24 protein-coding genes are annotated in these 26,340 nt (G+C 42.6%); 1 reads left to right on the top strand and 23 read right to left on the bottom strand.

What is annotated here, in order from left to right:
• Positions 1–73 precede the first annotated feature (73 nt).
• The 19 genes from BMX69_RS02605 to allC form a co-directional block, all read right to left on the bottom strand.
• On the bottom strand, positions 74–736 hold the full coding sequence (locus BMX69_RS02605; protein ID WP_054789791.1) for a hypothetical protein: 663 nt from the start codon (positions 734–736) through the stop codon (positions 74–76).
• Between the two features lie 19 nt (positions 737–755).
• Positions 756–1,511: a MurR/RpiR family transcriptional regulator gene (locus BMX69_RS02600; protein WP_100041490.1), complete on the bottom strand. Its 756-nt coding sequence runs from the start codon at positions 1,509–1,511 to the stop codon at positions 756–758.
• 239 nt (positions 1,512–1,750) lie between these two features.
• Entirely contained in the window at positions 1,751–3,133 is a 1,383-nt protein-coding gene (locus BMX69_RS02595) for a 6-phospho-beta-glucosidase (RefSeq protein WP_054789788.1), read from the bottom strand.
• A gap of 165 nt (positions 3,134–3,298) precedes the next feature.
• Positions 3,299–3,982, bottom strand: coding sequence for an RpiB/LacA/LacB family sugar-phosphate isomerase (locus BMX69_RS02590; RefSeq protein ID WP_100041489.1), 684 nt, complete (start codon positions 3,980–3,982; stop codon positions 3,299–3,301).
• 31 nt (positions 3,983–4,013) lie between these two features.
• Positions 4,014–5,009: an aldo/keto reductase gene (locus BMX69_RS02585; RefSeq protein WP_100041488.1), complete on the bottom strand. Its 996-nt coding sequence runs from the start codon at positions 5,007–5,009 to the stop codon at positions 4,014–4,016.
• Positions 5,010–5,032: 23 nt separating this feature from the next.
• The gene (locus tag BMX69_RS02580) at positions 5,033–5,482 is read right to left on the bottom strand and encodes a PTS sugar transporter subunit IIA (protein WP_054789787.1); all 450 of its coding nucleotides are present in this window, start codon (positions 5,480–5,482) and stop codon (positions 5,033–5,035) included.
• 13 nt (positions 5,483–5,495) lie between these two features.
• On the bottom strand, positions 5,496–7,457 hold the full coding sequence (locus BMX69_RS02575; RefSeq protein ID WP_100041487.1) for a BglG family transcription antiterminator: 1,962 nt from the start codon (positions 7,455–7,457) through the stop codon (positions 5,496–5,498).
• Between the two features lie 24 nt (positions 7,458–7,481).
• Positions 7,482–8,366 carry a class II fructose-bisphosphate aldolase gene (locus BMX69_RS02570; RefSeq protein WP_100041486.1) on the bottom strand — a complete coding sequence of 295 codons (885 nt, stop codon included), beginning with the start codon at positions 8,364–8,366 and terminating at the stop codon, positions 7,482–7,484.
• An 84-nt stretch (positions 8,367–8,450) separates the two neighbouring features.
• On the bottom strand, positions 8,451–9,557 hold the full coding sequence (locus BMX69_RS02565; RefSeq protein ID WP_100041485.1) for a PTS fructose transporter subunit IIC: 1,107 nt from the start codon (positions 9,555–9,557) through the stop codon (positions 8,451–8,453).
• Between the two features lie 45 nt (positions 9,558–9,602).
• Positions 9,603–9,911 carry a PTS fructose transporter subunit IIB gene (locus BMX69_RS02560; protein WP_025232016.1) on the bottom strand — a complete coding sequence of 103 codons (309 nt, stop codon included), beginning with the start codon at positions 9,909–9,911 and terminating at the stop codon, positions 9,603–9,605.
• A 194-nt stretch (positions 9,912–10,105) separates the two neighbouring features.
• Positions 10,106–11,737, bottom strand: coding sequence for a PucR family transcriptional regulator (locus tag BMX69_RS02555; RefSeq protein ID WP_100041484.1), 1,632 nt, complete (start codon positions 11,735–11,737; stop codon positions 10,106–10,108).
• A 142-nt stretch (positions 11,738–11,879) separates the two neighbouring features.
• Positions 11,880–13,100, bottom strand: coding sequence for a dicarboxylate/amino acid:cation symporter (locus tag BMX69_RS02550; protein ID WP_100041483.1), 1,221 nt, complete (start codon positions 13,098–13,100; stop codon positions 11,880–11,882).
• A gap of 14 nt (positions 13,101–13,114) precedes the next feature.
• The gene (locus BMX69_RS02545; RefSeq protein WP_157724384.1) at positions 13,115–13,963 is read right to left on the bottom strand and encodes an oxamate carbamoyltransferase subunit AllH family protein; all 849 of its coding nucleotides are present in this window, start codon (positions 13,961–13,963) and stop codon (positions 13,115–13,117) included.
• Positions 13,964–13,967: 4 nt separating this feature from the next.
• A complete protein-coding gene (locus tag BMX69_RS02540) occupies positions 13,968–15,233 on the bottom strand; it encodes a YlbE family protein (RefSeq protein WP_100041481.1) in 1,266 nt (421 codons plus the stop codon).
• A gap of 40 nt (positions 15,234–15,273) precedes the next feature.
• The gene (gene fdrA, locus BMX69_RS02535; protein ID WP_100041480.1) at positions 15,274–17,040 is read right to left on the bottom strand and encodes an acyl-CoA synthetase FdrA; all 1,767 of its coding nucleotides are present in this window, start codon (positions 17,038–17,040) and stop codon (positions 15,274–15,276) included.
• Positions 17,041–17,078: 38 nt separating this feature from the next.
• Positions 17,079–18,128, bottom strand: coding sequence for an ureidoglycolate dehydrogenase (gene allD, locus BMX69_RS02530; protein WP_054789781.1), 1,050 nt, complete (start codon positions 18,126–18,128; stop codon positions 17,079–17,081).
• A gap of 32 nt (positions 18,129–18,160) precedes the next feature.
• A complete protein-coding gene (gene allE, locus BMX69_RS02525) occupies positions 18,161–18,952 on the bottom strand; it encodes a (S)-ureidoglycine aminohydrolase (RefSeq protein WP_100041479.1) in 792 nt (263 codons plus the stop codon).
• A gap of 24 nt (positions 18,953–18,976) precedes the next feature.
• The gene (locus tag BMX69_RS02520) at positions 18,977–20,230 is read right to left on the bottom strand and encodes an MFS transporter (protein ID WP_100041478.1); all 1,254 of its coding nucleotides are present in this window, start codon (positions 20,228–20,230) and stop codon (positions 18,977–18,979) included.
• Between the two features lie 17 nt (positions 20,231–20,247).
• Complete coding sequence (gene allC / locus BMX69_RS02515; RefSeq protein WP_100041477.1) at positions 20,248–21,477, bottom strand: allantoate deiminase; 1,230 nt, start codon at positions 21,475–21,477, stop codon at positions 20,248–20,250.
• A 637-nt stretch (positions 21,478–22,114) separates the two neighbouring features.
• Here allC and BMX69_RS02510 point away from each other — a divergent pair.
• A complete protein-coding gene (locus tag BMX69_RS02510) occupies positions 22,115–23,473 on the top strand; it encodes an MATE family efflux transporter (RefSeq protein WP_100041476.1) in 1,359 nt (452 codons plus the stop codon).
• A gap of 3 nt (positions 23,474–23,476) precedes the next feature.
• On the opposite strand, the gene BMX69_RS25180 is transcribed toward BMX69_RS02510, so the two are convergent.
• From BMX69_RS25180 to BMX69_RS02490, 4 genes are all read right to left on the bottom strand, one after another.
• Complete coding sequence (locus BMX69_RS25180) at positions 23,477–23,692, bottom strand: DUF6485 family protein (protein ID WP_100041475.1); 216 nt, start codon at positions 23,690–23,692, stop codon at positions 23,477–23,479.
• Positions 23,693–23,847: 155 nt separating this feature from the next.
• Positions 23,848–24,072, bottom strand: coding sequence for a sporulation initiation factor Spo0A C-terminal domain-containing protein (locus tag BMX69_RS02500; protein WP_054789780.1), 225 nt, complete (start codon positions 24,070–24,072; stop codon positions 23,848–23,850).
• A 106-nt stretch (positions 24,073–24,178) separates the two neighbouring features.
• Entirely contained in the window at positions 24,179–24,958 is a 780-nt protein-coding gene (locus tag BMX69_RS02495; protein WP_100041474.1) for a hypothetical protein, read from the bottom strand.
• Positions 24,959–25,311: 353 nt separating this feature from the next.
• Entirely contained in the window at positions 25,312–26,331 is a 1,020-nt protein-coding gene (locus BMX69_RS02490; protein WP_242941420.1) for an ATP-binding protein, read from the bottom strand.
• Between the last annotated feature and the right edge of the window lie 9 nt (positions 26,332–26,340).

Here is a 26,340-nt window from a genome sequence, read left to right as displayed (position 1 = left end):
CCTTTCACAAGAGCATCCCACCGGTATCCGATCCAATTATCCTTATTTTATAGAATTCTTTTTATAAATATAATTACCACTTAATTAATAAAGGTAAATTCGGTCTAAAATCTTTCGATTGATTTATTGTTCCATTATCAAATTCTAACTCTATAAAATGTTCTTTATCGTTTTCAATTGATAAATCATGAAGTTGATTTAGAATGTAAGCAGAAGCCGATAATGAAATATCCTGATTTACATGTATTTTTACATTTGTTACTTCTTTTAAAGGAACTTTATGTTCCATCGGTTCTCTTTTATCATCGGAAACTTTATCTTGTCGCATAGCAAAAGATAGATAAAAATACATTGGCTCGCTCAAAGGTGTATTATCAGCCACTTGAATTTTAAGAAAATCCGGCAAATAAATAGGATGATAATCCCATGATGGAAATGGTGCTGTTTCGTCTTTTTCCTTTGTAGGTCTGAATCCAATTCCAAAAGGAGAAACCTTATCTGAAGTCAATTCACATCGCTCAAACAATCTCATTGGCTTTGTTCGTTCACTTTGCACTTCTTCTAAATTTTCAATCCACAAAAGTTCCAACATTAAATTATGAAAATAAAATCTCCTATTTGCAGTCCCTTGTCCAGGGTGTGTATTTGAAGAACCTTCTACAAGTCCAAATTCCACAAGTAAATCTCCTGATGGTGCTTTAATTTCTGTACATATGTAAATATGGTCAATTTCCATACAATCTCATCCTTATTAATTAATTTACAAAACCCTGTTTCTTCTGCACCGCCAGCTTAGCCAATGCTTCCACGATATAAACTGCCGGTATCTGAGAAGTTATATCCACCTTCATCTTCTTATAATCCGTCCGCTCTCCCTGGATATAATAAGAGATATTATAATCAGAAATCCTGGCCAATGTACTGTTTTTACTGTTTGTAATCGATACTACCGTACTGTTGCATTGCTTAATGATCTCTGAATTTTCAATGAGTATGTCCGTTTCCCCCTCTACGGAAAGAATGATAATAATGCTTTCCTTAGGAAATTCCAGATTAATAGGAAACATAGGATTATTTATTCCTGTGGCAAATATACCGATATTGCAAAAATACCGGCTGGCATACTCTGCAATAATTCCGGAATTACCTATTCCAAGAAAAATAATCTGCTTCTTTTCAGCGATAATATTGGCGATAGACTTAAGTTGCTTATGAAAAGATTCCGTTTCGATTCTTTGGAAAAAATCTAAAATTGAGCTGGAATCAAATTTCTGCTTAATTGATTTTGTACTCTCCTGCTCCATCTTAAATCTGATCTTAAACTCGGAAAATCCATTGCAATTTAATTTCCTGCAGAACCGGGTAATGGTGGTGGTGGAAACATGGGCTTCATTGGCAAATTCCCGAATGGTCATATAAGGAATCTTCTCACTGTTTTTCAATATGAAATTATAAACCTCATAATCAAGTTCACTAAACTGATTCAGTACCTGATTGGAAAACATCATCATATTCCGCTACCGCCTTTTATATTTATTAAGTCAAGCAGATATTCGCAATCCGTGACCTTACTTGATTCGGTTAAAATCTGATATTCCAATGACTGCTGTAAGTTGTCTTTCTAATATTAACATAAAGGGGGTGTATTTTCAATGAACAGGATATCTTTAACCACCAAAAGGAGTCATTGCCGCTAACTTAGCTTGCAATGACTCCTTACACAGCAGGATGTAAAAAAACTATCGGAAATTTAGCTGTTCTTAGCTTCCAAATGATCAATCGTCTCTTTAAACTGAGGTAAATGCTCCTTATGTGCAACTAATAATTCTTCCAAAACCGTCTTAGCAATTTTGCCGCTGGGAACCAGAGGATTTATGGTAAATGCCTGTTGGGCAGTTCCGTAATCACCGGTTACCGCTGCTTTAATGGTAGTTAACTCCATGTCTTTCATTAACTGCAGCAGTCCTCTGCAGGAAGGTTCAAAGGAACCCCAGGAGATCGGAACCGGACCGCCTGATGTTATGATGCTGCTTACTTCCACAACCACATCATCGGGCAAATCAGAAATAGCTCCATTATTTCTCGTGCTGACTACCATATGGGTACGCTTATCATTATAGATGGAATTAATTAATTCGCAGGCAGCATCAGAATAAAAAGCTCCGCCCCGCTTTTCTAACTGCGGCGGTTTAATGCTCAGATTCGGATCCTTATACAGTTCAAACAATTCAGCTTCCGTACGTTTTACAAGTTCGGCGCGGGTCTCACCCTTTGCAAAGGCTTCCAATTCTTCCCTCAGCATGTCATCTGTAATATAATAATATCTGTGGTACATACAGGGGATAATTCCAAGATTTAAAATCTGTTCCGGTAAAAACGAGATATTTGGAATGTTCTGCACTCCTGAATTTGCACTTGTAAAGCTTTTCAGCGCATTTTTCATATTTTCAACACTGGTATAAGCCGTTTCAAGTACCTCATTGGTCCTTTCCCCGCCGGCTTTGTCCCATACCCTGTGCCAATGAAAATGATTCAGGCCTCCAAAACGGAAAAACAGATTCTCCTCATTCTCCTTTAAAGCTCCTGCTGCAATCTTTCTGCAAAGAATGGGAACATTACATAGACCTACCACCTTATTCCAGTTGCCATAGCGCATAACAGCTTCTGTAACCATTCCGGATGGATTTGTAAAATTAACAAGCCATGCATCGGGACACAACTCTTTCATGTCTTCTACAATATCTAAAATGACTGGAATGGTACGGAACGCTTTGAACATACCTCCGGCGCCATTGGTTTCCTGGCCCAGGATTCCGTGGGATAATGGGATTCTTTCATCCTTGATACGCGCATCCAACAGGCCGACACGAAACTGGGTCGTGACAAAATCTGCATCCTTAAGAGCTTCCCGCCGGTCTAATGTCAGGTGGATCTCCCAGTCAAGTCCTGCTGCCTTCACCATACGCTTTGCCAAATTCCCAACAATCTCAAGCTTTTCTTTTCCTGCTTCAATATCAACCAGCCAGATTTCTTTTATGGGAAGGTCGTCTTTTCTCTTAATAAACCCTTCCATTAATTCAGGAGTGTAACTGGAACCGCCTCCAATGGTTACAATTTTAATTTTCTTGTTCATATAAAGCCCTCCTTTTTATATAAAAATTATAATACAAAAAAGAGGGTAAGAAAACAGAGGCGGCCCATCCAGTAACATGACATACCGTTTAGGTACATGTTTCTCATAAAAGACACCTTGTGTTTTTTCTACAGGAATTATTTCATATAGAGTAAAAACATATGATTAATTTCCATTTGCTTCCGCGGCCATCTGGTCCACAAAAGCCTTGATTTCTTCATCCTTACATCCCTCATAAAAGCAATCCAGAAATCTTGGAATTATGCATTCCTTTACCATCTGGGGATCCAGGGATTTAAGAGCCTCCAAAAGTGGTTTTGCCACCTGTTTTTTCACCTCAAAAAGAAGGTTGGCATTCCTGTTTTGCGCCTCTTTCCTGTCTTCCGGGTATCCCATTCCCTTTGGGGAACCAAAAGCCCTGGTAAAAATATTATTTAAGTTAAGCTCCGCTCCCCAGCCAAAGCCCTTGGCAAAAGGAAGGGATAAAGCATTTCCGTTATTGATCTGCAAAAACAGATAGGCATCCGTTGGCTCTATGCAGTAGCCGCACACAACTCCCGGATACATATTTAAGGACATCAATGCCCCCTGTCCCGTGCCGCATCCGGTTACTACAAAATCAACCGCCCCTGAGTTTAATAGAAGGGCTGCCTGGATGCCTAAATGCAAATAAGTAAGCCTGGGATTTTCCTTGGTATATGCCTCTGGCACATCCTGGTCTGACAGGGGTTTTTCCATAGCTACATTATATACCTGATACCCCATTGGCTCTGCTACTGATTTTAACTCCTTTAATATAATCCCGTTCTTAGGTGACTGACTGAATTCATTTAATAATGCAATTTTCATTTGTTCCATTCCTCTCCGTCTGTTTATTTTTCTAAACCTGTTTTCCTATGGCCTTGTCCGCATCCCTTCTCATCCTTAAAAAATCCTCCTGAGACATAGGAATGTCCATGGATTTTGCGGTATCCTCGATCTGGGACAGCTTTCTGGCTCCGCAAAGCACGTTGATATTAGGAGAAACCATGGAATTCCACTTGATGCACAGGTTTGCAAGGCTGCACCGGTACTTATCCGTTAAATCCTTCCAGCCTGCCAGCATCTCATTTGCTGTCCTGATATTCTCCTGCTTCCACCAGATTTTTCCGTCCCGTACTTCTCCCTTTGCTGGTATATAATCATCCGGGGCTTTCCCGGCAAGAAGTCCCTGTTCTATGGGGGAATAGGTCTGAAGGGTGATCCCATTTGCTTCACAGAATGGAAGGAGGTCTGATTCCGCTTTCCTGTCCAGGATGCTTAATTTTTCCTGGATCACATCCAGCTCCCCTGCGGCTACATAGTCCTTAAGAACTGTCAGATCCACGTTGGAAGCACCGATGGCCCTGATCTTTCCCTCTTCCTTCATCCTCAAAAGTTCTCCCATGGTCTCTGCCACAGGTACCATCCCATAGGTTTTGCATTGCCAGTGCGTGTAATATACATCAATATAATCCGTTCCCAGGGCTTTTAAGCTCAGTTCCAAATCCCTCCGTATGGCGTTGGGAGATAGATCCCTGCTCACGGTATTGCCTTCTTTTGTAAAATGCACCTCTCCGCCATGGTCATACCACTGGAGTCCGCATTTGGTGGAAAGGATGACACGGCTGCGGTCCGTCTGTTTTAACGCCTGCCCGATGACTTCCTCACTATGTCCAAAGCCGTAAACCCTTGCAGTATCAATCCAGTTGATCCCCAGTTCCAGTCCTCTTAAGATGGTTTTCACTGACATTTCATCGTCATTGGCTCCCCACCATTCTCCGCCGCCGATTGCCCAGCAGCCCAGGGCAAGGGCTTTGGTCCTGATTCCTGATTTTCCTATCTCTCTCATTTCCATAACCAAACCTCCATGTTTTTCCTTTATGAAAATGCGTCTAATAAGTCTTCATAAGTAGATGCAGCCTGCAGTTTTCCCATGATGGTCTCATTTCCAAGTTTACCCGCCAGTTCCGCTATCAGGCGAAGATGGTCTTTGGCACCTCCGCTATCGGAAGGCACTGCAAACAGGAAGAAAAGGTCCGCAGGCTCCTCATCGTAGGATTCCCATTCCACCATCTGCTCCGTTCTGCCCACTGCAATCCCTACCTTATCCACAAAATCGGATTTTCCGTGGGGAATGGCCACATGTCCTCCGATCCCTGTGATTCCTTCCTCTTCCCTTAAATATACATCCTTAATGAAGCCTTCCAGATCCTCCACGTATCCCGCCTTCTTTAAGAGGCCTGCCAGATGGCGGATCACCTCATCCTTATTACCTGCTTTCATATTTAAATCAATGACTCTCTTATCCAGAATCTCTTTTACTGCCATCTTGTTTCTCCCCTTACTTGATAAAATACTGATAGACTTCCAGAGATGACTCCAGCCGTTTCATTGCCTCCATATTCTCGTCATTCTCTGTAAGCAGCAGAAAATCTTTATAAAACTGCTTTGTCCTTTTTATCTCAAATTTTGACGTCATTTTTGTCGCAAGAAGGAATATGGTATCAACCATATCCTCATGCCATTTGACCGGTTTATCTAAAATAGCCACCACAATACGGGCTTCATTCACCTCTGCTATGTTTCCATGAGGAATGGCGATGCCTCTGCCGATACTAGTCGTTGTAGCCCTTTCCCTGTCAAATACACTTTCCAGATAATTCTGAGTCACATCTCCCTTTTCTTCCAGCCTCTTCACCATCATGGTGATCAGCTGGTCCTTATCCCTGACCTGAGGCCTTACCAGGATTAAATCGACCTCAAACAACTGATGGCATAAGCTGTTAAACTGGAAATCCGGTTTATTCCTTAGCCTGGAAACCTGGGCGGCCTTCCGCCGAATGATCTCAATTTCTTTTTCGCTTATGCGGTCTTCCACTGTAACCACCCTGGAATCATCTAAATCCAGGCCGGATCCATTGATAATGATATCCGTTTCCGAATGAAGGGACAATTTAAAATCATGACGGCTGACCGCCTGTATGTCCGTGATCTCAGGAATACTGTATTTAATCATCTCAATGGAAAGCTGGCAGGCAGCCATGCCCCTCTGGCTCACCAGCAGTGCGGTCAGGGGTCTCCCCTTTTTTCTGCGGATTATGGCAGCCTGGATATAAAGTGCGATTCCTGCCAGTTCATCCTCTGTCACCTGTACATCGTAATACTCCTCAAACAGGCTGCTGGTCGACCAGGCAGCCAGAAAGGTCTGCTTATATTCGTTCTTAACATACTTGCTTATGCTGTCTCCCGCAACCGTGGAATACTTCATTCGGAATATGGCCGACCTCATATGGATCAACAGGCCTTCATACAGCATCTGGTCCCCGGAAAGGTCTGCTTCCAGCAGATCACCAATGGTTTCGATCACCAGTTTTACAAAGTGCTCCAGATTCTTATCATACTGCATGGCATAATCTTCGTCACTGACATCGGTAAAAGTTTTCAGTTTTTTAGCCGAAAGCAGCAGCACCGCCAGAAGAACGGTATCATCCTCTGTTAAGTCAATCTGATATTCCCTTCCGATCCTCTGGTAAATGGATTCGGCAAAGGAATATTCATTATAGCGCTGGATATTTTCCTCCTGCATATTGCTGGAAAGAAGTCCATCGTCAAGACCTTTTCGGGAAACAGAGAGGCAGGTCATGATCCATACCATCTTAAAGGAATGGTCGGCAAGCTCGATTCGCCAGGCGTTTTCCGCTTCCACGATCATCCGCCGGATGCGGGCCGCATCCACTCCCGGTGCATAGGTTCCAAAGAGCGCCTCCATGATTTCCGGCAGCATATCCAGCATATAGTCTTTGATGGCAATCCGGAAGCTGTACTCCTTCCCTATCAGGCAGATACCTTTGTTTCGTACGGCTGTTATTTTTATGTTCCGTTCCTCAAACCATGACCTTATATCTTTCAGCAGATTGCTGACAGTGGGAGGGCTTAAATAGAGGCTGTCTGCCAGCTGCTGAAGAGTCACGACTTCTCCAGGCCTCATTTTGAGAAGCTTGCCTATAAGCTGTATATTCCGGTTATCCAAATCCCCGGCAGGGTCTTCTCCCTTCTTCAGGCGGCCTTCCAGGATCTTTCTCTGCCTGTTGTCAAGCTCCAGCCATATCCCGGTTCCCGGTCTTTTTTCTATTTTGCCAAGCCCTTCCGCCTCCAGCCATTCATCAAGCTGTTTCATACGGGTCCTCACCGTTTTTTCAGATAATCCCACATTATCGGCAAGCTGCAGTATGGTGTAAGTTTCTCCGCCTATCAGGCACTGCAATATTTTATTGTTATATAATGCGTTCTTATCTACCTTCAAGTAAACACCCCTATTCTTTAGGAATTACTCATTTCCTGCCTGCTTTGCTGCGCCATATATATATCTTCCGCTGGAACCGATCACCTTCATATAGTCCTTTACAAACTGTTTGATCCCTGCTTCCGCCGCCATGCAAAGATGCATATAATCGATCTCCGGATTCTGCCCAATCTCCATAAGCATGGCCTTTTTTCCTGCTTCAAAGGCATCCGTGCATACATTGATCTTATTAATGCCTCCGGCAACTGCCTTTCTTAAATTTTCTTCTCCGGAACCGGAACCGCCGTGAAGTACCAATGGCATGTTCAACGTCTCTTTTAACAGATGAAGCCGTTCAAAGTCCAGCTTCGGTATCTTTCCTTTTGGATAAGCCCCATGAGCCGTGCCAATTGCCACAGCCAAAGCATCGATGCCTGTCTTTTCTACAAAATCCATTGCAAGGTCAGGATCGGTATACAAATCCGTATCCGCATCGTCCTCATGATCTGCCTGGCCCACATGTCCCAGTTCCCCTTCTACGGAACAGCCCATTCCATGAGCAAGAGCAGTGATGATAGCCGTGCGTTTAACATTCTCCTCATAAGGCAGGGAGGAGCCATCGTACATAACATTGGTAAATCCACGGTTGATACAGTCCGCAATGGTGTAAAAATCAGAACCATGGTCAAGATTTAGGGCGACCGGTACATGGACCCTTGCCGCCAGCTCCCTTATCACCGGAAGCATTTCTTCCGCATGAGCATGATTTTTCATCTGTCCAGGTCCAAACTGCATAATAATGGGAGAATGCTCCTCTTCTGCTGCCATAATTCCCGCCCTGGCCATCTCTATGTTAATGCTGTTCATCGCCATAACACCGTAGTAATTTTTATTTGCATCATCAAGGATGGCTTTCATTGATACTAACATGCTTTCCTCTTCCTTTCCTTAATTATGCCCATGTTTTCTGGGCATAAAGGTATGCCCGCAGGGCGTTCCATATTATCCTCAGTCTTACTGGATATTAATATCCAGTTCAAAGTCAAGTTCTTCCTCTTCCTTTTCCACCTGTTCATCTAAGGGACGCTTAAGAACTGCATAGATTACTCCCGTCACCAAAGACCCAATAACCAGGGCAATCAAAAACCACAGGGGATTCTTCATCATGGGAACTACGAATATACCTCCATGACCTGCTACTGACTCGCAGCCCATGCCTACTGCAATGGCACCGGCCACAGCAGAACCGATCATGCTGCTGGGGATTACTCTTGCAGGATCCGCTGCCGCAAAGGGAAGAACACCTTCCGTAATAAAGCAAAGGCCCATAGGAAGCGCCGTTTTAGCAGTTTCCAGTTCCACTTTTGAAAACCTGTTTTTCCTTAATAAGGTTGCGATAAATATACCGATAGGAGGGGTCATACCTCCGATGATCTTGGCAGCCATAGGGCCGTTAATTCCATCTGTTCCCAGAGCGTTAGCAGCCATGGAAGCCGTCTTATTAATGGGGCCGCCCATATCAAATCCCATACATGCGCCGATAACCCCACCGATTACAGCCTTTGCTCCTCCGTTTAAGGAGATGATCCATTGCTGGAACACATTCATAATAAAGGAAAGTGGAATTGAGAACACGCAGAGGAAAATCATGCCGCATACCACAGTCGATATCACCGGTATGAACATAACCGGCATCAGCCCTACGCACCATTTTGGAAGCTTCCAGGTCTTCATCCAGTTTACAAAGTAACCGATGATAAAGGCCATGAGCAGTCCCCCAAGAAATCCTGCCTTGGATTGGGACGAACAGTAGCCGATTACAATACCAGGCACAATTCCAGGCCGCCCCGCTATCGAATAGGCCACACCGGCCGTCATCACAGCTACCGCAAAATCCATTGCTACGGAACCCAACTTATTCACTCCCCACCAGAAGCCTAACCAGGAAAAGGGATTTAAATTTGTAAACGGTGTTGCCCCTGCCTCTACGGCATTGCCGATGTCATAACCGCCAAACCCTTTTGCCAGTGCACAGAGAATTCCCCCGCATACAACAATAGGGATCATATAAGAAATTCCAGTCATAACATGTTTTTTAATATCAAGTTTTTGCCTTGCCATTGTATTCCCCTCTTTCTCCATATTCTTTTCTTTGCTGCGTTTCGGCTACTTCCCCAATTTTTCGTGAATCTTTGAAATTACCCCTTTTGGAGATTTCATAACCATGCTGATCGGTATCTCCACGACCGGTTTTCCTGCAAAACGGTCTTTGTTTACCCGGATATCCGCGGAAATCAAAATCACATCCGCATCCCGGATATCCTCAGGGGTAAGCTCATCTTCCACCCCAATGGAGCCCTGGGTCTCAACCTTGATATAGTCTCCCAATTCCTTCGCTGCATTTTCCAGCTTTTCCTTGGCAATGTACGTATGGGCGATTCCTGCCGTACATGCCGTGATGGCTAAAATCTTCATACACTTCCTCCTCGCTTTCTTTAGGTTATATTAACTTTATCACTACAATGACGTCAACGGTAAATGAAAAGCGGCATAATGCTACGGTAAATTTTTGTTTGTTTCAAATGGGTACGATACAAAAACGCCCTGCAGGCTTTTAAACTTTCTGCAGGGCGTTTTCCCTTTTTATCCGTTATGCTAACATTCCGTTTTCATTCATTTTGTTCTAATAACACCAGACTTAACTGCAATTGAAAGCAGTAATTGGCATCAACGATTTCCCTGCCGAGAATTTCTTCGCATTTTTTGATCCGGTATTTTATGGTGTTCCTGTGAAGGAACATATGATTGGCAGTCTCAGTGACGCTGCATCTGCAATCCAGATACGTCTTAAGTGTCCTCCTAAGCTCCAATGTCATCTCATCTTCAGGATTCGTTAAGCCCTTTAAATGGTATAAGCAGTATCCTTTGATCTGTTCACTGGATACCATTTTAAACAGTTCATTGGCATCGGTTGACTTGAAATATTTAATATAGGGAATATTCTCCTTCTCTTCCCCGTACTGATAGCTTTCCAATGCCGTAACATAGGAATTTCCAATGGTTTCCAGCTCCATTACACCATTTCCAAAGGAGAATGTGACAGAGACCTGCAAAAAATGCTGCAAAGCCTCGTGGTACTCCTCCAGAACCTTCTCCAACTCCCTGTAATTTCCCTGTATCAGCAAAATATACTGGTACGTCAGGGGCTCTGGAAATATGATGATATCCCCATGGAATTTCTCCTGCAGCTTCCTGCTAAGCCAGTCATAGATTAAGATGTACCGTTCCTCCCTGTGGGATAAGTTTAGGAAATCAAACTCTCTTCCTCCAAATGGCTCCAGGGTCGCCAGGATTATCTTATAGCCGGCTGCCGGCTTAAGCCCATATTTCTCCCCTACCGTGTATAACTGGGCAGAGGACCACCGTTCTTTCTTATATTTATTGACAAGGATATGTAAAATCGCTTCTTTTTGCTTTAATGGATTGCATCTCACATACAGGTTCTTATATAGAAAGATGCCAAACACCAGTACCAGCTGTTCGATCACCATGCCGGACAAGGTATCTTCCTTTCCCTGGCCGCCATAGATGTAAAGATAATAAGGATTTTTTCCCACCGTCTGAATCGGATAGATACAAACCTTTTCCTTAATCTTTGACACATAAACGAAATTCTCAAAACTGTCCGTTCTTCTTTCATAAAGTGACAGATCATAGAACAGATTTTGTGCCGCCTTTAAATAATCCTTTTGACACGTATGAGTTGCAGCCTCTACTTCACCAAAGGGATTTAATAATGCGGCCGGCTTCTTAATGACAAGCCCTAAATTGTTCATCATGACACTCATGGAAGCACCCTGAAGAAGCAAAGCAGAGAATTTCTTCTGCGTGTTTAAGACAAAGGTCAGTTCTGCGTTCTGATTATCCCAGATATAAGCCAATAACTGTTGAAAGACCTCCCCCAATGTCATATGATAAGGAATCTGAATCAGGGGAAATTCCAACTGGTCTGCAAGGTCTATGACCTCCGGCTCCAGATGATCGATAAAACGTCCCAGCTTAATAGCAAGCCCAGCACAGGGCAGGCGGTCAAGACTGAGAATAAATTCACACAATCCAGACTGGTTTTCCTTAAACGCCATCCCGGTAGTGATCAATAACGTATTCTCCGGCAAATAAGACGCAACATCCGGAGTTTCCGTGGACTCAACCGTGAAAATCTCTCTGCTTAAATCAGCCTTTTTATTCAGCACCTTTAGATTTTGAAATATTGATTCTTCCAGTAATTTCCCTATGGTCATATTAAGCCCCTCTTTTTACATCCGGAATCGTTTATCGTCATCTACCGTTCGCTCATTGTGCAAGCACATTCTTCTCACCTGCACTCATTATACTATGGCCCTGCCAGCCTGGCAATCCGGCATTTATAAATAAATCCTCTGATTATTGATTTCCGTTTAAAATCCCGTAATCCAGTTCCTTTTCATCCTTTGCTATCATCATGGCAACCAGAGCGTCAATATCCACATTCAATATGGTGCGGAACATCCCGGAAAACCAGTCAATGCTGGATAAGAAAGCAATGCTTTCCAGCGGAAGCCCAAGTGCGGGAACCACTGTAGCCAATGCCACAAGACCGCCTCCAGGTACTGCCACCGTTCCCAGGCAGGCTAACGTAGATATAATGATCACACGGACCAACTGGGGCATGGGGAGGGGAATTCCATAAATCTGGGAAACGGTAATGCATGCCAGAGCGAGAAACATGGATAAACCATTGCTGTTCAAGGTCATGCCAAGGGGATTGACAATCCCTGATACCTTTTTGCTGACTCCAAGCTTCTTCTCACTGTCTTCCATTTTTGTGGGAAGAGTAACGGCGGAAGAGGTTGTGGTAAATGCTACAATGGTCATATTGCACAGCTTTCTTCCAACATTCAATGGATTGGTCTTACAGTAAAAAGATACGAATGCGATCATAACCCCCAGATACAGAAGAGAACCACACGCGAATATTAAGAGAAACCTGATCAATGGCATAATGACCTTAATACCTGTTGTGCCCGCGGTATAGGCTAACAGGGCACCGATCCCCAAAGGAGCCAGGTTCATAACCTTATGTACAATTCCCAATATTACTTCATTAAATTCCTTTATGACTCCCATAAGCTGGCTTCTCCCCTTTTTTACGCGGCAGGATCCGAGGGAGGCACCGAATAATACAGAGAATATAATTACCTGGATCATATTGGAGTTTGCCATAGATTGAACGATATTGCTGGGTAAAAAATCTAGAATGATGTTATAAAGCCCCTTATCTGACGTCTGAACAATCTGGTCGGTGGCAGGGAGAAAAAGTCCTTTTCCAGGCAAAAAGAATTGGCCTAAAGCCGCTCCTGTTACTGCCGCCAGAACCGTGGTCAGCAGAAACCAGAACAACATCTTTACCCCAAATCTCCCCAATTCTTTAGGATCTAAATTAGCCACTGATTCAGTGACCGCCCCCATGATCATTACCACGACAGACATTTGAATGAGACGCAGGAAGATATCTCCGATCAGCTTGATATCCTTCACCTTATCCCCCAGAATGATTCCAAGCAGCAGTCCTGCAGCCATTCCAATCATGATCTGCACTGTCATTGATAATTTCATTTTTTTCATTCACGGACCTCCCATTATATGTTTGCTTCACCTTTGATAAAATTAACCCCTGCTGCCATACCTAACAACATATCGCAGCCAGAGGTAGAACCTATCATCTTTATCCTGTCTATGCACATCTTCATTTTCGGAGAATTCTTTTGAATCAAGGCGTCCAACAGTTCCATCAAAACATAATTAAAATACCCTTCCAATGCACAATGATAATAATGTCCGCTGATATCTGTGGTGTATTGATGTTCAATGAGTGCCTTTAAGCTCTGGAGAAAAGGTATTTCCAATATAGGGCAAATTCTGTCCATATACAGAAGCCCCATAAGAACGTCATCACCTGAAGGAGTCAGACCCCTCCCTCTTCCGATCCATCTCTTTATCATTTTCTCAGCCTCTTCTTTTGGTTTGGAAAATGCCTGATATAATTCCTCCACTTCTTTTTTCTCTGTTATCAAAAAGGAGCCTATGGATTCCCCAAATCCTGTTGGAAGATTCCAATCAATGAGCCTCTCAAACATGGAAAGCCCTTCACCGTCTATGGGATAATCCCTTTTCTGAATAAAGCTGCTGTATTTCCGGGTATTTTTTAAGCAAAGCCGGATGGAATCCGAATACAGGGTCCTTTCCTTCTCATTCCACCGAAAACAGCTGGAGGAGGCTGCCTGTTTCAGTAATACAGGCAGATCCTCCTTGTCTAATAAAATACCATATGGGACCAGGGCTTCGTTTTTATTTCCAATAAAGCAAAGGAACGGAGGAAGCGACAGATTGCATCCGCTCTCAAATTGGCTGTGGATTCTATAAGCTTCATCTTCCTTTAATGCTTCAAACAGCTCTGACGCTGCCAGCTTTGCTGATAAGCTTCTCATATCTTTACCCTTTATATCCCAGTTTTTTTGCATAAGCCCTCACTGCTTTTTGGAAGCATTCAACAGGGGGATGAACGGTTCCCGCTCCTATCTGCCCCACACCGGCTTCCTTATGGGCGATTCCCGTATTGATCACAGGAGTAATCCCTGTTTCTACTACCTTTCTCGCATCAATGCCCAGGCAGGTTCCCTGAAAATTCCATGTAGGAATGGAAAAATTGGGATTCTGGCCAATGACAATCCCCATCATCTCATTGCTGATGCGAAGTGCATCCTGAAAGCCGCCTGTTCCTACAAACCTGGTAACAGCAGGTGCTGCGATCATTGCCATTCCTCCTACTCCAAAGGTTTCCGTGATGGCGCTGTCTCCTATATCCGGACTGGCATCCTCTCCGGAATATCCTGTAAAGTAAAGGCCCTGGGGAGTGTTTACAGGAGCTGTAAACCACTCTTCCTTCATGCCGCTGATCCTGATCCCAAAGTTTTCTCCATTTCTGCACATTGCTGTCACAATGGTACCTTCTGTGATCTTTCGCGCCCCATCCATTACCGCCTTGGCAGCTGCCATCATAATATTTAAGAAGAACTGATCCGTGTCAGCCAGAAACTGAATGACTTCTTTTTTCTTCTCCTCTTCTATGGAAAGACCTGATATGACTGGGGACATCTCTTTTAAGAATAGAAGGGAAGCTGCAATATTCCTTTGATGGAATTCATCCCCCATGGCAATGGCCTTTGCGATCATGGGATTAATAGCAAGCCCCTTTTCAGACTCCTTAAGCGCCATAGAAAGTACCGGTCCCAGTACATCTCTCATCCAGCCTAATCTTAGGATCACCTCACTGGAATATGCACCAAACCTGAGAACTTTGCCAATTCCTTCATTCATGGAACAATAGGCCCTGTTCCCATCCGTGGTATTTTCTACTACAAATACAGGCATGTTAGCAGAAGTAATGCCTCCCATAGGTCCTACTGCATCCACATGGTGACAGGGAATAAAATCCACCTCTCCCTGGCTTAAAAGCTTCACTGCTTCCTCCTTGGTAGCTGCCCATTTTTCAAACAGGGCGGCACCTATACAGGAGCCTTTCATAGGGCTGGTCATATTTTCCCACCGGATAGGCGGTCCTGCATGGAGAAGTACCTTTCCCTGGTTTAATTCTTTCATCACGGTTTTAGCCGGTACCACATCCAATAAAACCGGTGAAGCAAGGATTATTTTCTGTATGACCGCCTGATTTGCATCGTCGATTGTATTGTACAACATAAGAACCTCCTTATATCCACATAAGTCTTTTTACCGATTCCTACTGCCCGGAAAACTTGTAACCTCTTAAATACTGCAGGGCTTTGATCATCTCTAAATCCCCTCCTGCAGGCGGTGTCCATTGATACTGCACGACCTTACATGAGAATTCTTCCAGTACATCGGCAAAACCTTTCAGTCCGATATTGATGACTCTGGGCTTTTGCCCAAGCAATTCCATAACCTTTTCGGATACGGCATGATCCTTATCTGCCTTCATCTTTTCCCTGGGAAGAATCGTTTTTTCCTTCTCCACGTATGGATGGCCGATCAGTGAGAGAGCTGTTTCCACCGCTCTTTTATTGCTGGTACAAAGTATGACACCGATATCTTCCAGTTTTTTCTTCTGCAGATCATAATTCTGCATATCCCCTCTGGTTCCGCAAATCGTCGCTACAAAATAAACCTTTCGCCCCTGCTTTTTCACCTGTCCCATCATATCCAGGATCCCCGGAACAAGAACTCCGGCCATGTCCTCATGAGAACCATATCCCAGTACCAGATCGAACAGAATGACTCCTGTCTGCTCCTCCTCCAGGGCCTGCTTCATGCATGAGATCCTGTTTGAGGGATCGATCATGGGATGCGGTTTTCCCACGGTATAGATGTCATCTCCCAGATCTATGATGGTATAGCCCTGTGTATTAAGCAGATAACCTTCCTGTTTTCCTCCTGCTCCGGTAATGCCAATGGTATCCTTTATAAGCATTACAGCCTCTGCTGCCAAAGTTCCTCCGGAATAATAACCTTTTATGGTTTTATGATCTTCCTTTTTAAATCCTCCCTGTAACTCCGGTTTCCATGTATCCTTTGTGATTTCTTCGTTTCTTACTAAGGAAACCGCGATCCTGGCTGCTTCATCCAGGGTGCAGGCATGGTAGAAATTCTCCTCATGTATTTCCGGCTTCTCCCCGAGGAACAGGGTCACCACAGGCTTTTCATAATCCCAAAGCCTGTTTACAATCACATCTCTTACTTCCTTTGCCGGAGGTTTTGACAGGATGACCACCACCTCTACCTGGGGATCCTTTTCCATGGCGTCAATGGCATCAAGCATGGTGATTCCGCCTACTTCCCCCGATAAATCCCGGCCGCCTGTACCGATGGCATTTGCCACTCCTTCCCCAAGATGATCAATGATGGTTGTAACTTCCTGGATTCCTGTACCAGATGCGCCGATGACTCCGATCTTCCCCATCCTGACATGGTTGGTAAAGGCGATTGGCACCCCCTTGATAATACCGGTCCCGCAATCCGGTCCCATGACCAGAAGGCCTCTTTCATGAGCCTTTTGTTTCAGATATATTTCATCCTTTTTTGATACATTGTCGCTGAAAATAAATACATTTAGATTCTCATCAAGTGCCCTGTCGGCCTCAGCCGCCGCATACATGCCTGGTATGGACAGGACTGCCAGATTGGCATCCGGCATTCTTTTAATAGCCTGTTCCCAGGAGGAAACGATGTGTTTTTCTTCATTTCCGGAGGAACTTTTGGACTGGTTGTTTAGAAATTCCTCCGCCTCTTTTAAAACCTGCCCGATGATCTCCTCTGATTCCACATCTACCACAATCGCCATATCATTGGACTGGGCTTCCATTAATTCAGAAGTATCCAGACCGCTCGCCTTAAATAAGTCTTTGTTGGCGGGTGTTGCCATCATAATGGAGACTTTATGTATTCCCGGCATGGAGGAAATTTTATTTGTCAGCAACATAAGAACCACGGAATCCTGATAACTTCCTTTACGAATTATCGTTTTAATCATGTTACGATTCTCCTTTTAACTATAATCATTGCATGTTCTTACTCGGCAAATTTGTTCTTGTGGTCGTAGCGGTTGTAATGGATATCTTCACTGATCAAGTATTGATAGATATCATCTACGATTTCTATCCCATCCTTGTCATAACCGGCCTTTCTCAAAAGCCCCCGTTCTCCCGGATAACACACCTTTTCAAAACCTTCTGCCGGCTTAATAGCGGCTAGTTCCTCCATGGTAGTGGTTATGTTTTCTTTAAATTGATCCAGGCCTACAAATTTGTTTGGATCCAGTACAATATGCAGCTGTCCCAGATCTCTGCCCTTTGATAAGTCTTCGTACATGCTGCTTACGTGTTTTCCAAAGGGCAGGCCCAAAAGGATGCCTGACAGCACATCCACCATCATCATCAGTCCGTATCCTTTCGCTCCTGCAATAGGGACAAGGGCATTTACTAACGTGGAATCGGTTGTGGGGTTGCCGTTAATATCCACTGCCCAGGTGCTTGGAATGGGTTCCTTCTTAGACCTGGCATACAGTACCTTTCCCCAGGCCTGAACCGTAGTCGCCATATCAAATATGATATTTCTTCCATCAGCTCCCGGAGCTCCAAAGGCAATGGGATTGGTTCCATAGTAAGGTTCTGATCCTCCGTAAGGAACTGCCATTGGGTCTGACTGGCACATGGAGATGGAAACCAGGTTTTCGTCCGCAGCCATCTCCACATAATATCCCAAGCTGCCGCTGTGGGAAATATGCTTGGCTCCAACCACTGCAACCCCTGTTTCCTTCGCCATTTTAATGGCTTCTTTCATGGAAAGCACTGCCGCTGCATAGCCTGAACCATTGTCTCCATGGAAGATTCCGCTTGCCGGGCCTGTTTTCTCGAATTTAAATTCCGGCTGGATGGTGATACCGCCTTTTGCTATCCGCTCCGAATAATACTCTACTCTGACAGCTCCGTGGGAATGGATCCCTCTTGCATCAGACCATGTAAGGATATCTGCGGTAATATCCGCATGTTCCTTGGTAAGCCCTGCCTTTTGAAGCTTATTGCTGATTAATTCATGTAATTGTCCTTCCGTTAATCTCATAAGATATGCAACCTTTCTTCGGTTATATTTTTTTATAGTTCTGCATCCCTGTTACAGTCTTTTGAATACACATAGGCGAAATCTTCATTTCGACCTACTCCATATGCAGCCTGCAGGCTATAAGCACCCATAAACAGATAGTCACCCTTTTTAACAGGAATCCAATGATTATCCAGGTTGTACATTCCTTCCCCTGAATAGATGTATGCGCCATGCTCCTGGATATGGGTTTCAATATAGCCATGGCAGGCCCCGGGCTTAAAGCTTAAGATATGAAAATTCATATCAAATCCAATGTCAGCTGCTGACGGCAGAAAGTCCTTAACTCCTACATCTTCCATTCCCTCATAAGGAGTAAACGGCACATCTCCAATATTTCCGCAAACCGTATAGGCCTGGTGTCCCTCGATTCTGTGATAGCGCCTCTTATATAGAAACGCCCTTGCCTGGGTATCTCCTATATTTTCAAAGCTTACCAAATTTCCCTCAGGAGAATAAATGTAACCGCCTTCTGTCAGTTCTTCTTCTTTATCTTTATTTTTCACCTTTACCCTGCCTTCCAGAATATAGAGGAATACTTCGATCCCTTCTCCTCCAAATCCCTTTGGATGTCCTCCGCCCTGCTCCATTGTTACCAGATAATCTACGAAGGAAGCTCCCAGCTTTGGAGAGGATAAAATAGTAACAGCGCATAGTTCAAATCCAGGTACCACATTTTTTACCAGGCCATCCGGTTCTATTAATGCGAAGTTCCCCCTTTTTACGATGGAACGGCTTGATAAAATGTCTTCCCGGTACCCTGTTATGTGATTTAGATAGCTCATGATAATTTCTCCTTTATTTTGTAATTATTTTGCTTTACTGAAAAATGTCCTTGCATTAAATATCAGGAATAGTATGGTTCCTAAAATCAGCAGCAATGCTCCGATATAAAAGCCTGCGGTGCCTGATCCGGTTTTATCTATAATAAATCCTGTTACCGCCGGTGCGATAATGGATGAGGACATTCCGAAAAAGTTGAACAGTCCCAGAGTGGTTGCCATGTTCTTTTTATTGGCTCTGTCTGACACATAGGATATGAGGACAGGGTCAACGGCCATCTTGCCCAGGAACCCATACAGCAGTAAAATGATAGTCAGGGATATAGCATTTGGCATTGACATGGATAAGGCCACCAACACAAATGCGGAAAGCTCTAAGCCAATGATGATCAGAGCCTTTTTTCCTCTGAACTTATCGGACAGTCCTGCAAAAAACAGCGCTCCCGGTACTGCCGTAACCGATATCATGGAAACCACAAGGCCAATCATTCCTCCGGTGATCCCTCTCTCTGACTCTAAGAACTTGGGAAGCCAGGTTACAATCAGATAATAGGCGTAGCAGGTGGAAAAATACAGTATGTAGCAGGAAATCATGTTAAGTGAAAGTAAGGAAGCCTTTTTCTCTGATCCTAAAACTGCATCTTCTGTCTTTCCTTTATTTTCCTTCTGAATGTCATGGTGCCTTCCCCTGTCCTTGATCGCAATGGCAAACCAGATAACTAAAAGCACGATAAGGCTGCCTGAGATCGTCACCATTGTCTGCCAGGGCAGATGTAAGGTCTTAACGATAAAACTGGAACCTGTCATTCCAAGGATCAGCCCCAGGGCAGAACCGCTGTTTACAATTGCCGTAGAGATCCCCTTTTTCTCAGGCGGCACGTGCTCTGCTGTTAAGGAAAACGCTGCGCCGTAATACGTTCCGCAGCCTATACCCGCACAAACGCTGCCAAGGTAAATCGTATTTAGGGACCTAGACATGGCAATGCTGAAGGCTCCTATCGCAAAGAGGAGAAAGCCCGGTATAAGAACCTTTTTCTGTCCGAATCTGTCTACTAAGAATCCGGATGGTATCTGTAACGATGTATATCCAAAGAAATAACAGCTTGCAATAAGCCCCATTGCCGTGTTGGAATGCTGCCCTACTGTCCCCTGGATTTCCGAATAGATGGGCGACAGCATGGACCGGTAGATCCAGATGACTACCCAACCTAAACAGAAGGTAAATACGATTGTCTTCCAATAATCCTTTGGCAGTTGCTTTGCTAAACTTTGATCTCCCATAATGCCCCTCACTTTTCTTATTGATATGATAATTCATATAGAGATGACGTTAATGCCTCAATTCCCTGCTTCAAATCCGATAGTTCTGTCCGTTCCGCCGGATTATGGCTGATTCCCTTAATGCTTGGGACAAATAGCATGCCGGTAGGAATCCTGAGCGCTATGATCTGGGAATCATGGCCTGCGCCGCTGTGCATCATCCGGTAATTCAAGCCTTTTTCCCTGCAAACCTTTTCTATGAGACGGATCATTTCATCATTCATTGGAACAGGCATCTCATCCATCCATAAGTCTAAATCTATTTCCACCCCATGTTTTTTTGCGATCTGCTTCATGTTTTCTTCCAGCTCGGTAGTTATGTTTTTTAAAAGAGCTTTATCCGTATGGCGGCAATCCATGGTGAACAAAGCTTCTCCAGGGACCACGTTTACTGTATTTGGTCTTACTTCGATTTTTCCAAAGGTTAAAACCAACGGGTCCCCTATGGCTCTTGCCTTATGTAAGGAATCATATACGATTTCGGAAAATACTTGGATTACATCCTTTCTGTATTTCATGAGAGTTGTGCCGGCATGGTTTGCTTCACCTTTTAAGGTGATGTTATATCTTCTCTGCCCTACGATTCCAGTGATCACTCCTACGGATTTTCCTTCCATCTCAAGGGTATTTCCCTGCTCGATATGCAGCTCAATAAATGCCTTTACATCGTTCATGGAACCAACAGCATCCTTTTTAAAGTCAAATCCGCACTCATGCATGGCATCCACGAATTTGATTCCTTCTGAATCTGTGAGATTTTCGACCTCTTCTTTTTTTGCCAAGCCAAATAAGTTTTTGCTTCCCCAGAAAACATAGGGGAATCTACTTCCCTCCTCTTCTGCCATGGAAATGACCTCCAGATTCTTTTTCGGTCTTCCATGGTTTTCCAGAAGGTTCTTAACAGCTAAGTATCCTCCAAAGATTCCAAGCTGACCGTCTAAATTCCCTCCATTCACTACCGTATCCACATGGGAACCTGTGGCAATGGTACCGGATTCCGGTTCCGTTCCAATAATCCTTCCATATAAATTCCCCACTTCGTCAAACCTGGTTTCCATTCCTATTTGCTCAAATTTTTCCTTTAAAGCCAGCTGTACTTCCAGCCAGCTCCTGGAATATAGGAGTCTGGTCATTCCCCCTGTTTGGTTTTTCCCATAAGAGGACATCCAGTCCAATGCTTCCCTGATTTCATTGACGGAAATATCCATTTGTGCTACCTCCTGAATCTTTTTTCTATCGATTCGAATCCATGGTTTTATTTTAAAGAAATTTTTCTTACAATACATCATCCAAACCAGATAATCCGTTTTTGGATTTTTGTATGATTCGCACAATGATCTTCGACTTGTTAGGTATTTTTTTAACAATGTTGTTAATTAACTTTCAAACCCGCCGTTTGTTCTGGCAATTTATATACTTAAATATGGCGGATATACGGTTTATGGCTTATCTGCCTTAACAGTGATTAAGAATATCATCTCACGCAGGGTGGAGCTGTAACGAAACGGGATGGGGCAGTATAAAAGGACCGGTATTAATGATGCTGTCTATGCTATACTTTCTTCATAGATTTTGGCATGAAAAAAGACGCTCATATCTGAACGCCTGGTTAATGTAAAAGAAAAGTATTTTTTATGGCCCTTAGGAAGCATTAATGTCACAGCTTTGACGGCTCCTTTTTACCAATATCGCTATTTCCTTACTTATTGACAAAAGAATATTCTAATGATACCCTTTATGCATTGCATAAATAAGGGGTTACATGACACAATGAATTTTTAAAAACATTCACAAATTGATTTTCCCTGCCGCAATTAATACTTTGAAAGGATATTATGGATAAACATGAACACTACAAGAGATCTGATCAACGGCAATGAGACAAAGGTCATGATAAATTTCGCTATCCCCATGATCATAGGAAACATATTTCAGCAATTATATAATGTTGCAGATACAGTGATTGTGGGAAAGTTTATTGGTGCCAATGCCCTTGCTGCGGTAGGCAGTTCTTTTTCTGTTATGGTTTTATTGACCTCTATCATCATTGGATTCTGCATGGGCAGCAGCGTGGTATTTTCCCTGATCTTTGGAGCAAAGGAAATTGATAAACTAAAAAACTGCTTTTTTACAGCTTTTGTTTTCATTGGAATCGTCACAGTTATTATCAATGTGTGCTCTATCATTTTTATTGATGAGATTTTAACCTTTATCAATATTCCTGAGGAAATTTTTAGGGACGCAAAAACTTACCTGCAGATTATTTTTTATGGGATTAGCTTTACATATATTTATAATTATTTCAGCGCTGCTATGCGTAGCATAGGTAATTCGGTAGTGCCGCTTATCTTTCTTATTCTATCTGCAGTTATTAATATCGTGCTGGATATCATATTCGTTGTTCCACTTCAGATGGGGATTGCCGGTGCTGCCTATGCCACAATCATTGCACAAGGATTTTCTGCCATTGGCATTGCTCTTTTCTGCATGCTGCGCGTTCCTCTGATCCATCTTAAAAGGGAGCATTTGTATTTTAATAAGAATATTATTAAAAAAATCTCAAATTTCTCCATACTCTCAAGCATCCAGTATTCGGTTATGAATTTTGGAATTTTGTTGATACAGGGTCTGGTAAACAGCTTCGGTGTTTCTGCAATGGCAGCTTTTGCGGCAGTCGTTAAAATAGAAAGCTTTGCTTATATGCCGGTGCAGGATTTTGGCAACGCCTTTTCTACCTTTATCGCCCAGAATATGGGTGCAGGAAAGCAAAAACGTATTTACACCGGAATACGCTCCGCAGTTAAAATAATAACCATTTACTGCGTTATCATTTCCGTCTTAATATTATTGTCTGCAAAGCCTTTGATGTATATCTTTATTAATAAAAGTGAAACAGAGATATTGAGGATTGGAGTGCAGTACCTTTCTATTGTAGCTGGCTTTTATTGCCTGATCGGGTATCTGTTTATGTTTTATGGCCTGTTCCGTGGGATCGGAAAGCCAGGAGTATCCATTATACTTACCGTTGTAAGCCTTGGTACCAGAGTTATCCTGGCTTATATATTATCGGGTGTAAATTGGATCGGAATGGTTGGGATATGGTGGGCAATTCCTATTGGGTGGGCTCTGGCAGATGTGATAGGTGTTATTTTAATCAGGCAATATTATGTAAATAACCGCTGGACCGGTGAAGGCTTAGCGTAACATCTATTCTTTGTTTTTTAAATAGAACTGGACAAAACTTTCAATAGTAAATTCTTTAAGCTGAGATGTATCATCACTGATTAGGTGAAAGAAACAGCCAGGGATTTCTCCTTGCTTTAAATTCTTTCGGATACATGGGTCACAGCCCAGGTTGTGATTGCATGGGTTGAGTTTGCAAGTGGTTTCTGTACAGGTGCAAAAATGGCTTTGGTTTGTCATTGGGGTCGTTCCTCCAGATTGTAATTATTCTGTTTATTATATTTCAAATTGTAAGATAAAACAATAAGAGTATATTCTATAAAATTACACGCGCAATCATTCAAATGACTACATATATCTCCTATGAGGTATATGTAGTCATTTTTTATTCATTATTATGATCTGTTGCCTTTTAATTTACGAACCGAGGCGTTAATAAGTTCTTCCGCATCAGGCACTTCTCCCTTACAAGAAAAACTCTCTTGAATAACCCTTTCACGCTCAGATTTATCATTCTTTTTATAAGCATAGTCAATTGCAGATTGCATTTCTCTTTTTACTTCTGCAACCGATACACCATTCCCCTTAGCAATTTTACGATATATGTTTCTTAAACTCATAGCTGATCCCCTCATTTATCTTATTAATTAGTATCCTGCCAACTTGAGTTTAAACTTTTACGGTTTACTTATACCCCTCAACAGGATTATGTATAGTTTGCTATTACTATGAATGAGAAGAAAGCATCATTTTACAGTATTTATTATGTTCCTTCTCCTGTATGACACTGCAATCTTTTGTATCAATCTGTGGGTTTTGTTCTTGAAGCATCGTTAAAAGAGCTTTGCCAGCTTCTATAGAAGTTTCTGCTAACGTTTGAATGCATTTATTTGAAACAATAGTAATCGTTAAATATCTAACAGGTTTGCGGGTATATTTATTTTCATTAATATAAAATGTCCGTTCTACAAGAAAAGCCCCAACAATATCGCTGCGTTTCATAACAATATTTTTACAATCGGCTAAATAGATGAAATCTCTTGTCAGTATCCCATCTTTCTGCCCGGACAACACAGCTTTCATCTTCCCTGTGAGTGCAAGAATAAAGCTATCGGAAGCCATTGCCTGAAGCTCAAATTCGCGAATTTCACTTTCACTACACTCACTATTTTTAGCGCTTTTTTTAATCAACCCCTCGGCACCTAGGCTATTCCGCTTATGGGTGAATATTATTGTAAAAATCGAAATAGCAAAAATGACAAAGAAAAACCCAATGATAAATAAACCTGGAGCAACCATATCACTTTCCCCTTCTTTTATACTTCCTATCGTTGTTACGATCCCCCAAGCAGTTCCCAATCCGGACATCACCATAAGAATACCAAAGAAGACATAAATACCTATTCCATTTTTCTGATTAGATTTATTAACCGAAGAAAATACGGAACGCTTCGGGTAATGTTTGTTAATATAATCCTCGTTCATTTGTACAAAATATGATTGCATAATTATGACCTCCTATTGATTCCACTTAATCATTCGGAATCTTTAACCTTTCTTTAACTGGTTCTTAGATTCTTACTTTATTAATTCCTTATCTCTCTCAAATCGCCAGACCAAACCTTAAAAATACATCTTTCGCAACCTGAATGCTTTTTAAATCTTTATATAAGCAAACAACCTCCCCTTTATTTTTTTACAATATACTATAATTCTCGTGTTTTTCCCCTTCCATGTAATTATTAACGGTTTATATGTAACTTTTAAATGAAATGGATCCAATAAAAAAGACAAAATGACATCCAACTCATGCTTCAATGTCATCCTGTCTTTCATGAAATCTTTAATTTTAAATTTAATTATATATCATCGTATAATATAGTTTCCAATGAAAATATATCTCCCTCCCAATCCAATTCCACATGACCATGATATTTTTTTGCTATCTTCTTCATCGAGTGAATCCCCCAGCCATGAAATGCCTCTTCTTTCCGGCTTTCCAGTCTGTTTTCTTTGTTATACTCTATTTTTCCCTGATAGCGGTTTCTGACGAAAATATACAAATATCCTTTTTCATACGTTATCTCTATCCAAATCTCTCCCTTGCCCCTTTTTACATGTTCTGAAGCCTCCACCGCATTGTCCAAGGCATTTCCCAGCAAAACTCCCAGATCTTCATCTTTTATCTTCATCACATGAGGTACATCCAGCTTTGTATGTAAAAGTATCCCTTTTTTACAGGTCTTTTCCCACACATGATTTACAAAAGCATCTATTATCAAATTTCCTGTTCTTGACTCCAATCGTCCTATGCTCCCTGTTTGGCCGATCAAATGTTCCAAAGTCACTAATAATTTTTCTTTTTGATCAGATTTTGTCAGCTCTTGTAAATAGATCAGGTGCTGTTTCATATCATGTTTCATTTCCTGTATCTCTGCTGCCGCCGCTTCCTCCAGGCCATGCTGTTTTTCATAGTTTTCCAATTGTTTTACATACATAGAAGAATTCCTTTTTAGCTGAATGGTTTCCACTAATCTTAAGTAAATGGGGTACATGGATAGATTCATAACCGTTAATATCAGCGCTGCCATAAACAGCCAGCCAAAGGTATCCGTTCCTTTTATTTCCGATGTTTCTACCAGCATATAAAAGATAGGATATAACACCATTCCTGATAACAAAAATATGACTATATGGACGCCTCCGCCATAAGCCACTCTTCCGCCTCCATGACGGTTCATAAACCGTCGGATTCCCATCACTACTAAAAACAATAAGACTTTTGAAGAAATAGAGTTAAACAAAAATGTCGGACTTTGCCCATTATTCAGATATGAATAGGCAGCTTCTGCTATCCCTTCCAAAAGCATCCACATCATCACGAATGT

The organism is Lacrimispora sphenoides JCM 1415 (assembly GCF_900105615.1).
Classification (GTDB): Bacteria; Bacillota; Clostridia; order Lachnospirales; family Lachnospiraceae; genus Lacrimispora; species Lacrimispora sphenoides.
This window is presented reverse-complemented; position numbering and strand designations above follow the sequence as displayed.

Coding starts and splice junctions, on each gene's coding strand:
- BMX69_RS02585 (WP_100041488.1), bottom strand. CDS start 5,009: ATGGAAATGAGAGAGATAGGAAAATCAGGAATCAGGACCAAAGCCCTT.
- BMX69_RS02540 (WP_100041481.1), bottom strand. CDS start 15,233: ATGTTGTACAATACAATCGACGATGCAAATCAGGCGGTCATACAGAAA.
- BMX69_RS02600 (WP_100041490.1), bottom strand. CDS start 1,511: ATGATGATGTTTTCCAATCAGGTACTGAATCAGTTTAGTGAACTTGAT.
- BMX69_RS02510 (WP_100041476.1), top strand. CDS start 22,115: ATGAACACTACAAGAGATCTGATCAACGGCAATGAGACAAAGGTCATG.
- allD (WP_054789781.1), bottom strand. CDS start 18,128: ATGAGATTAACGGAAGGACAATTACATGAATTAATCAGCAATAAGCTT.
- BMX69_RS02490 (WP_242941420.1), bottom strand. CDS start 26,331: ATGATGTGGATGCTTTTGGAAGGGATAGCAGAAGCTGCCTATTCATAT.
- BMX69_RS02545 (WP_157724384.1), bottom strand. CDS start 13,963: ATGAGAAGCTTATCAGCAAAGCTGGCAGCGTCAGAGCTGTTTGAAGCA.
- BMX69_RS02565 (WP_100041485.1), bottom strand. CDS start 9,557: ATGGCAAGGCAAAAACTTGATATTAAAAAACATGTTATGACTGGAATT.
- BMX69_RS02580 (WP_054789787.1), bottom strand. CDS start 5,482: ATGGCAGTAAAAGAGATTCTGGATAAGAGAGTCATTGATTTAAATATG.
- BMX69_RS02495 (WP_100041474.1), bottom strand. CDS start 24,958: ATGCAATCATATTTTGTACAAATGAACGAGGATTATATTAACAAACAT.
- BMX69_RS02605 (WP_054789791.1), bottom strand. CDS start 736: ATGGAAATTGACCATATTTACATATGTACAGAAATTAAAGCACCATCA.
- allE (WP_100041479.1), bottom strand. CDS start 18,952: ATGAGCTATCTAAATCACATAACAGGGTACCGGGAAGACATTTTATCA.
- BMX69_RS02595 (WP_054789788.1), bottom strand. CDS start 3,133: ATGAACAAGAAAATTAAAATTGTAACCATTGGAGGCGGTTCCAGTTAC.
- fdrA (WP_100041480.1), bottom strand. CDS start 17,040: ATGATTAAAACGATAATTCGTAAAGGAAGTTATCAGGATTCCGTGGTT.
- BMX69_RS02590 (WP_100041489.1), bottom strand. CDS start 3,982: ATGAAAATTGCATTATTAAATGAATTCAGTCAGTCACCTAAGAACGGG.
- BMX69_RS02550 (WP_100041483.1), bottom strand. CDS start 13,100: ATGAAAAAAATGAAATTATCAATGACAGTGCAGATCATGATTGGAATG.
- allC (WP_100041477.1), bottom strand. CDS start 21,477: ATGGATATTTCCGTCAATGAAATCAGGGAAGCATTGGACTGGATGTCC.
- BMX69_RS02560 (WP_025232016.1), bottom strand. CDS start 9,911: ATGAAGATTTTAGCCATCACGGCATGTACGGCAGGAATCGCCCATACG.
- BMX69_RS02555 (WP_100041484.1), bottom strand. CDS start 11,737: ATGACCATAGGGAAATTACTGGAAGAATCAATATTTCAAAATCTAAAG.
- BMX69_RS25180 (WP_100041475.1), bottom strand. CDS start 23,692: ATGACAAACCAAAGCCATTTTTGCACCTGTACAGAAACCACTTGCAAA.
- BMX69_RS02570 (WP_100041486.1), bottom strand. CDS start 8,366: ATGTTAGTATCAATGAAAGCCATCCTTGATGATGCAAATAAAAATTAC.
- BMX69_RS02520 (WP_100041478.1), bottom strand. CDS start 20,230: ATGGGAGATCAAAGTTTAGCAAAGCAACTGCCAAAGGATTATTGGAAG.
- BMX69_RS02500 (WP_054789780.1), bottom strand. CDS start 24,072: ATGAGTTTAAGAAACATATATCGTAAAATTGCTAAGGGGAATGGTGTA.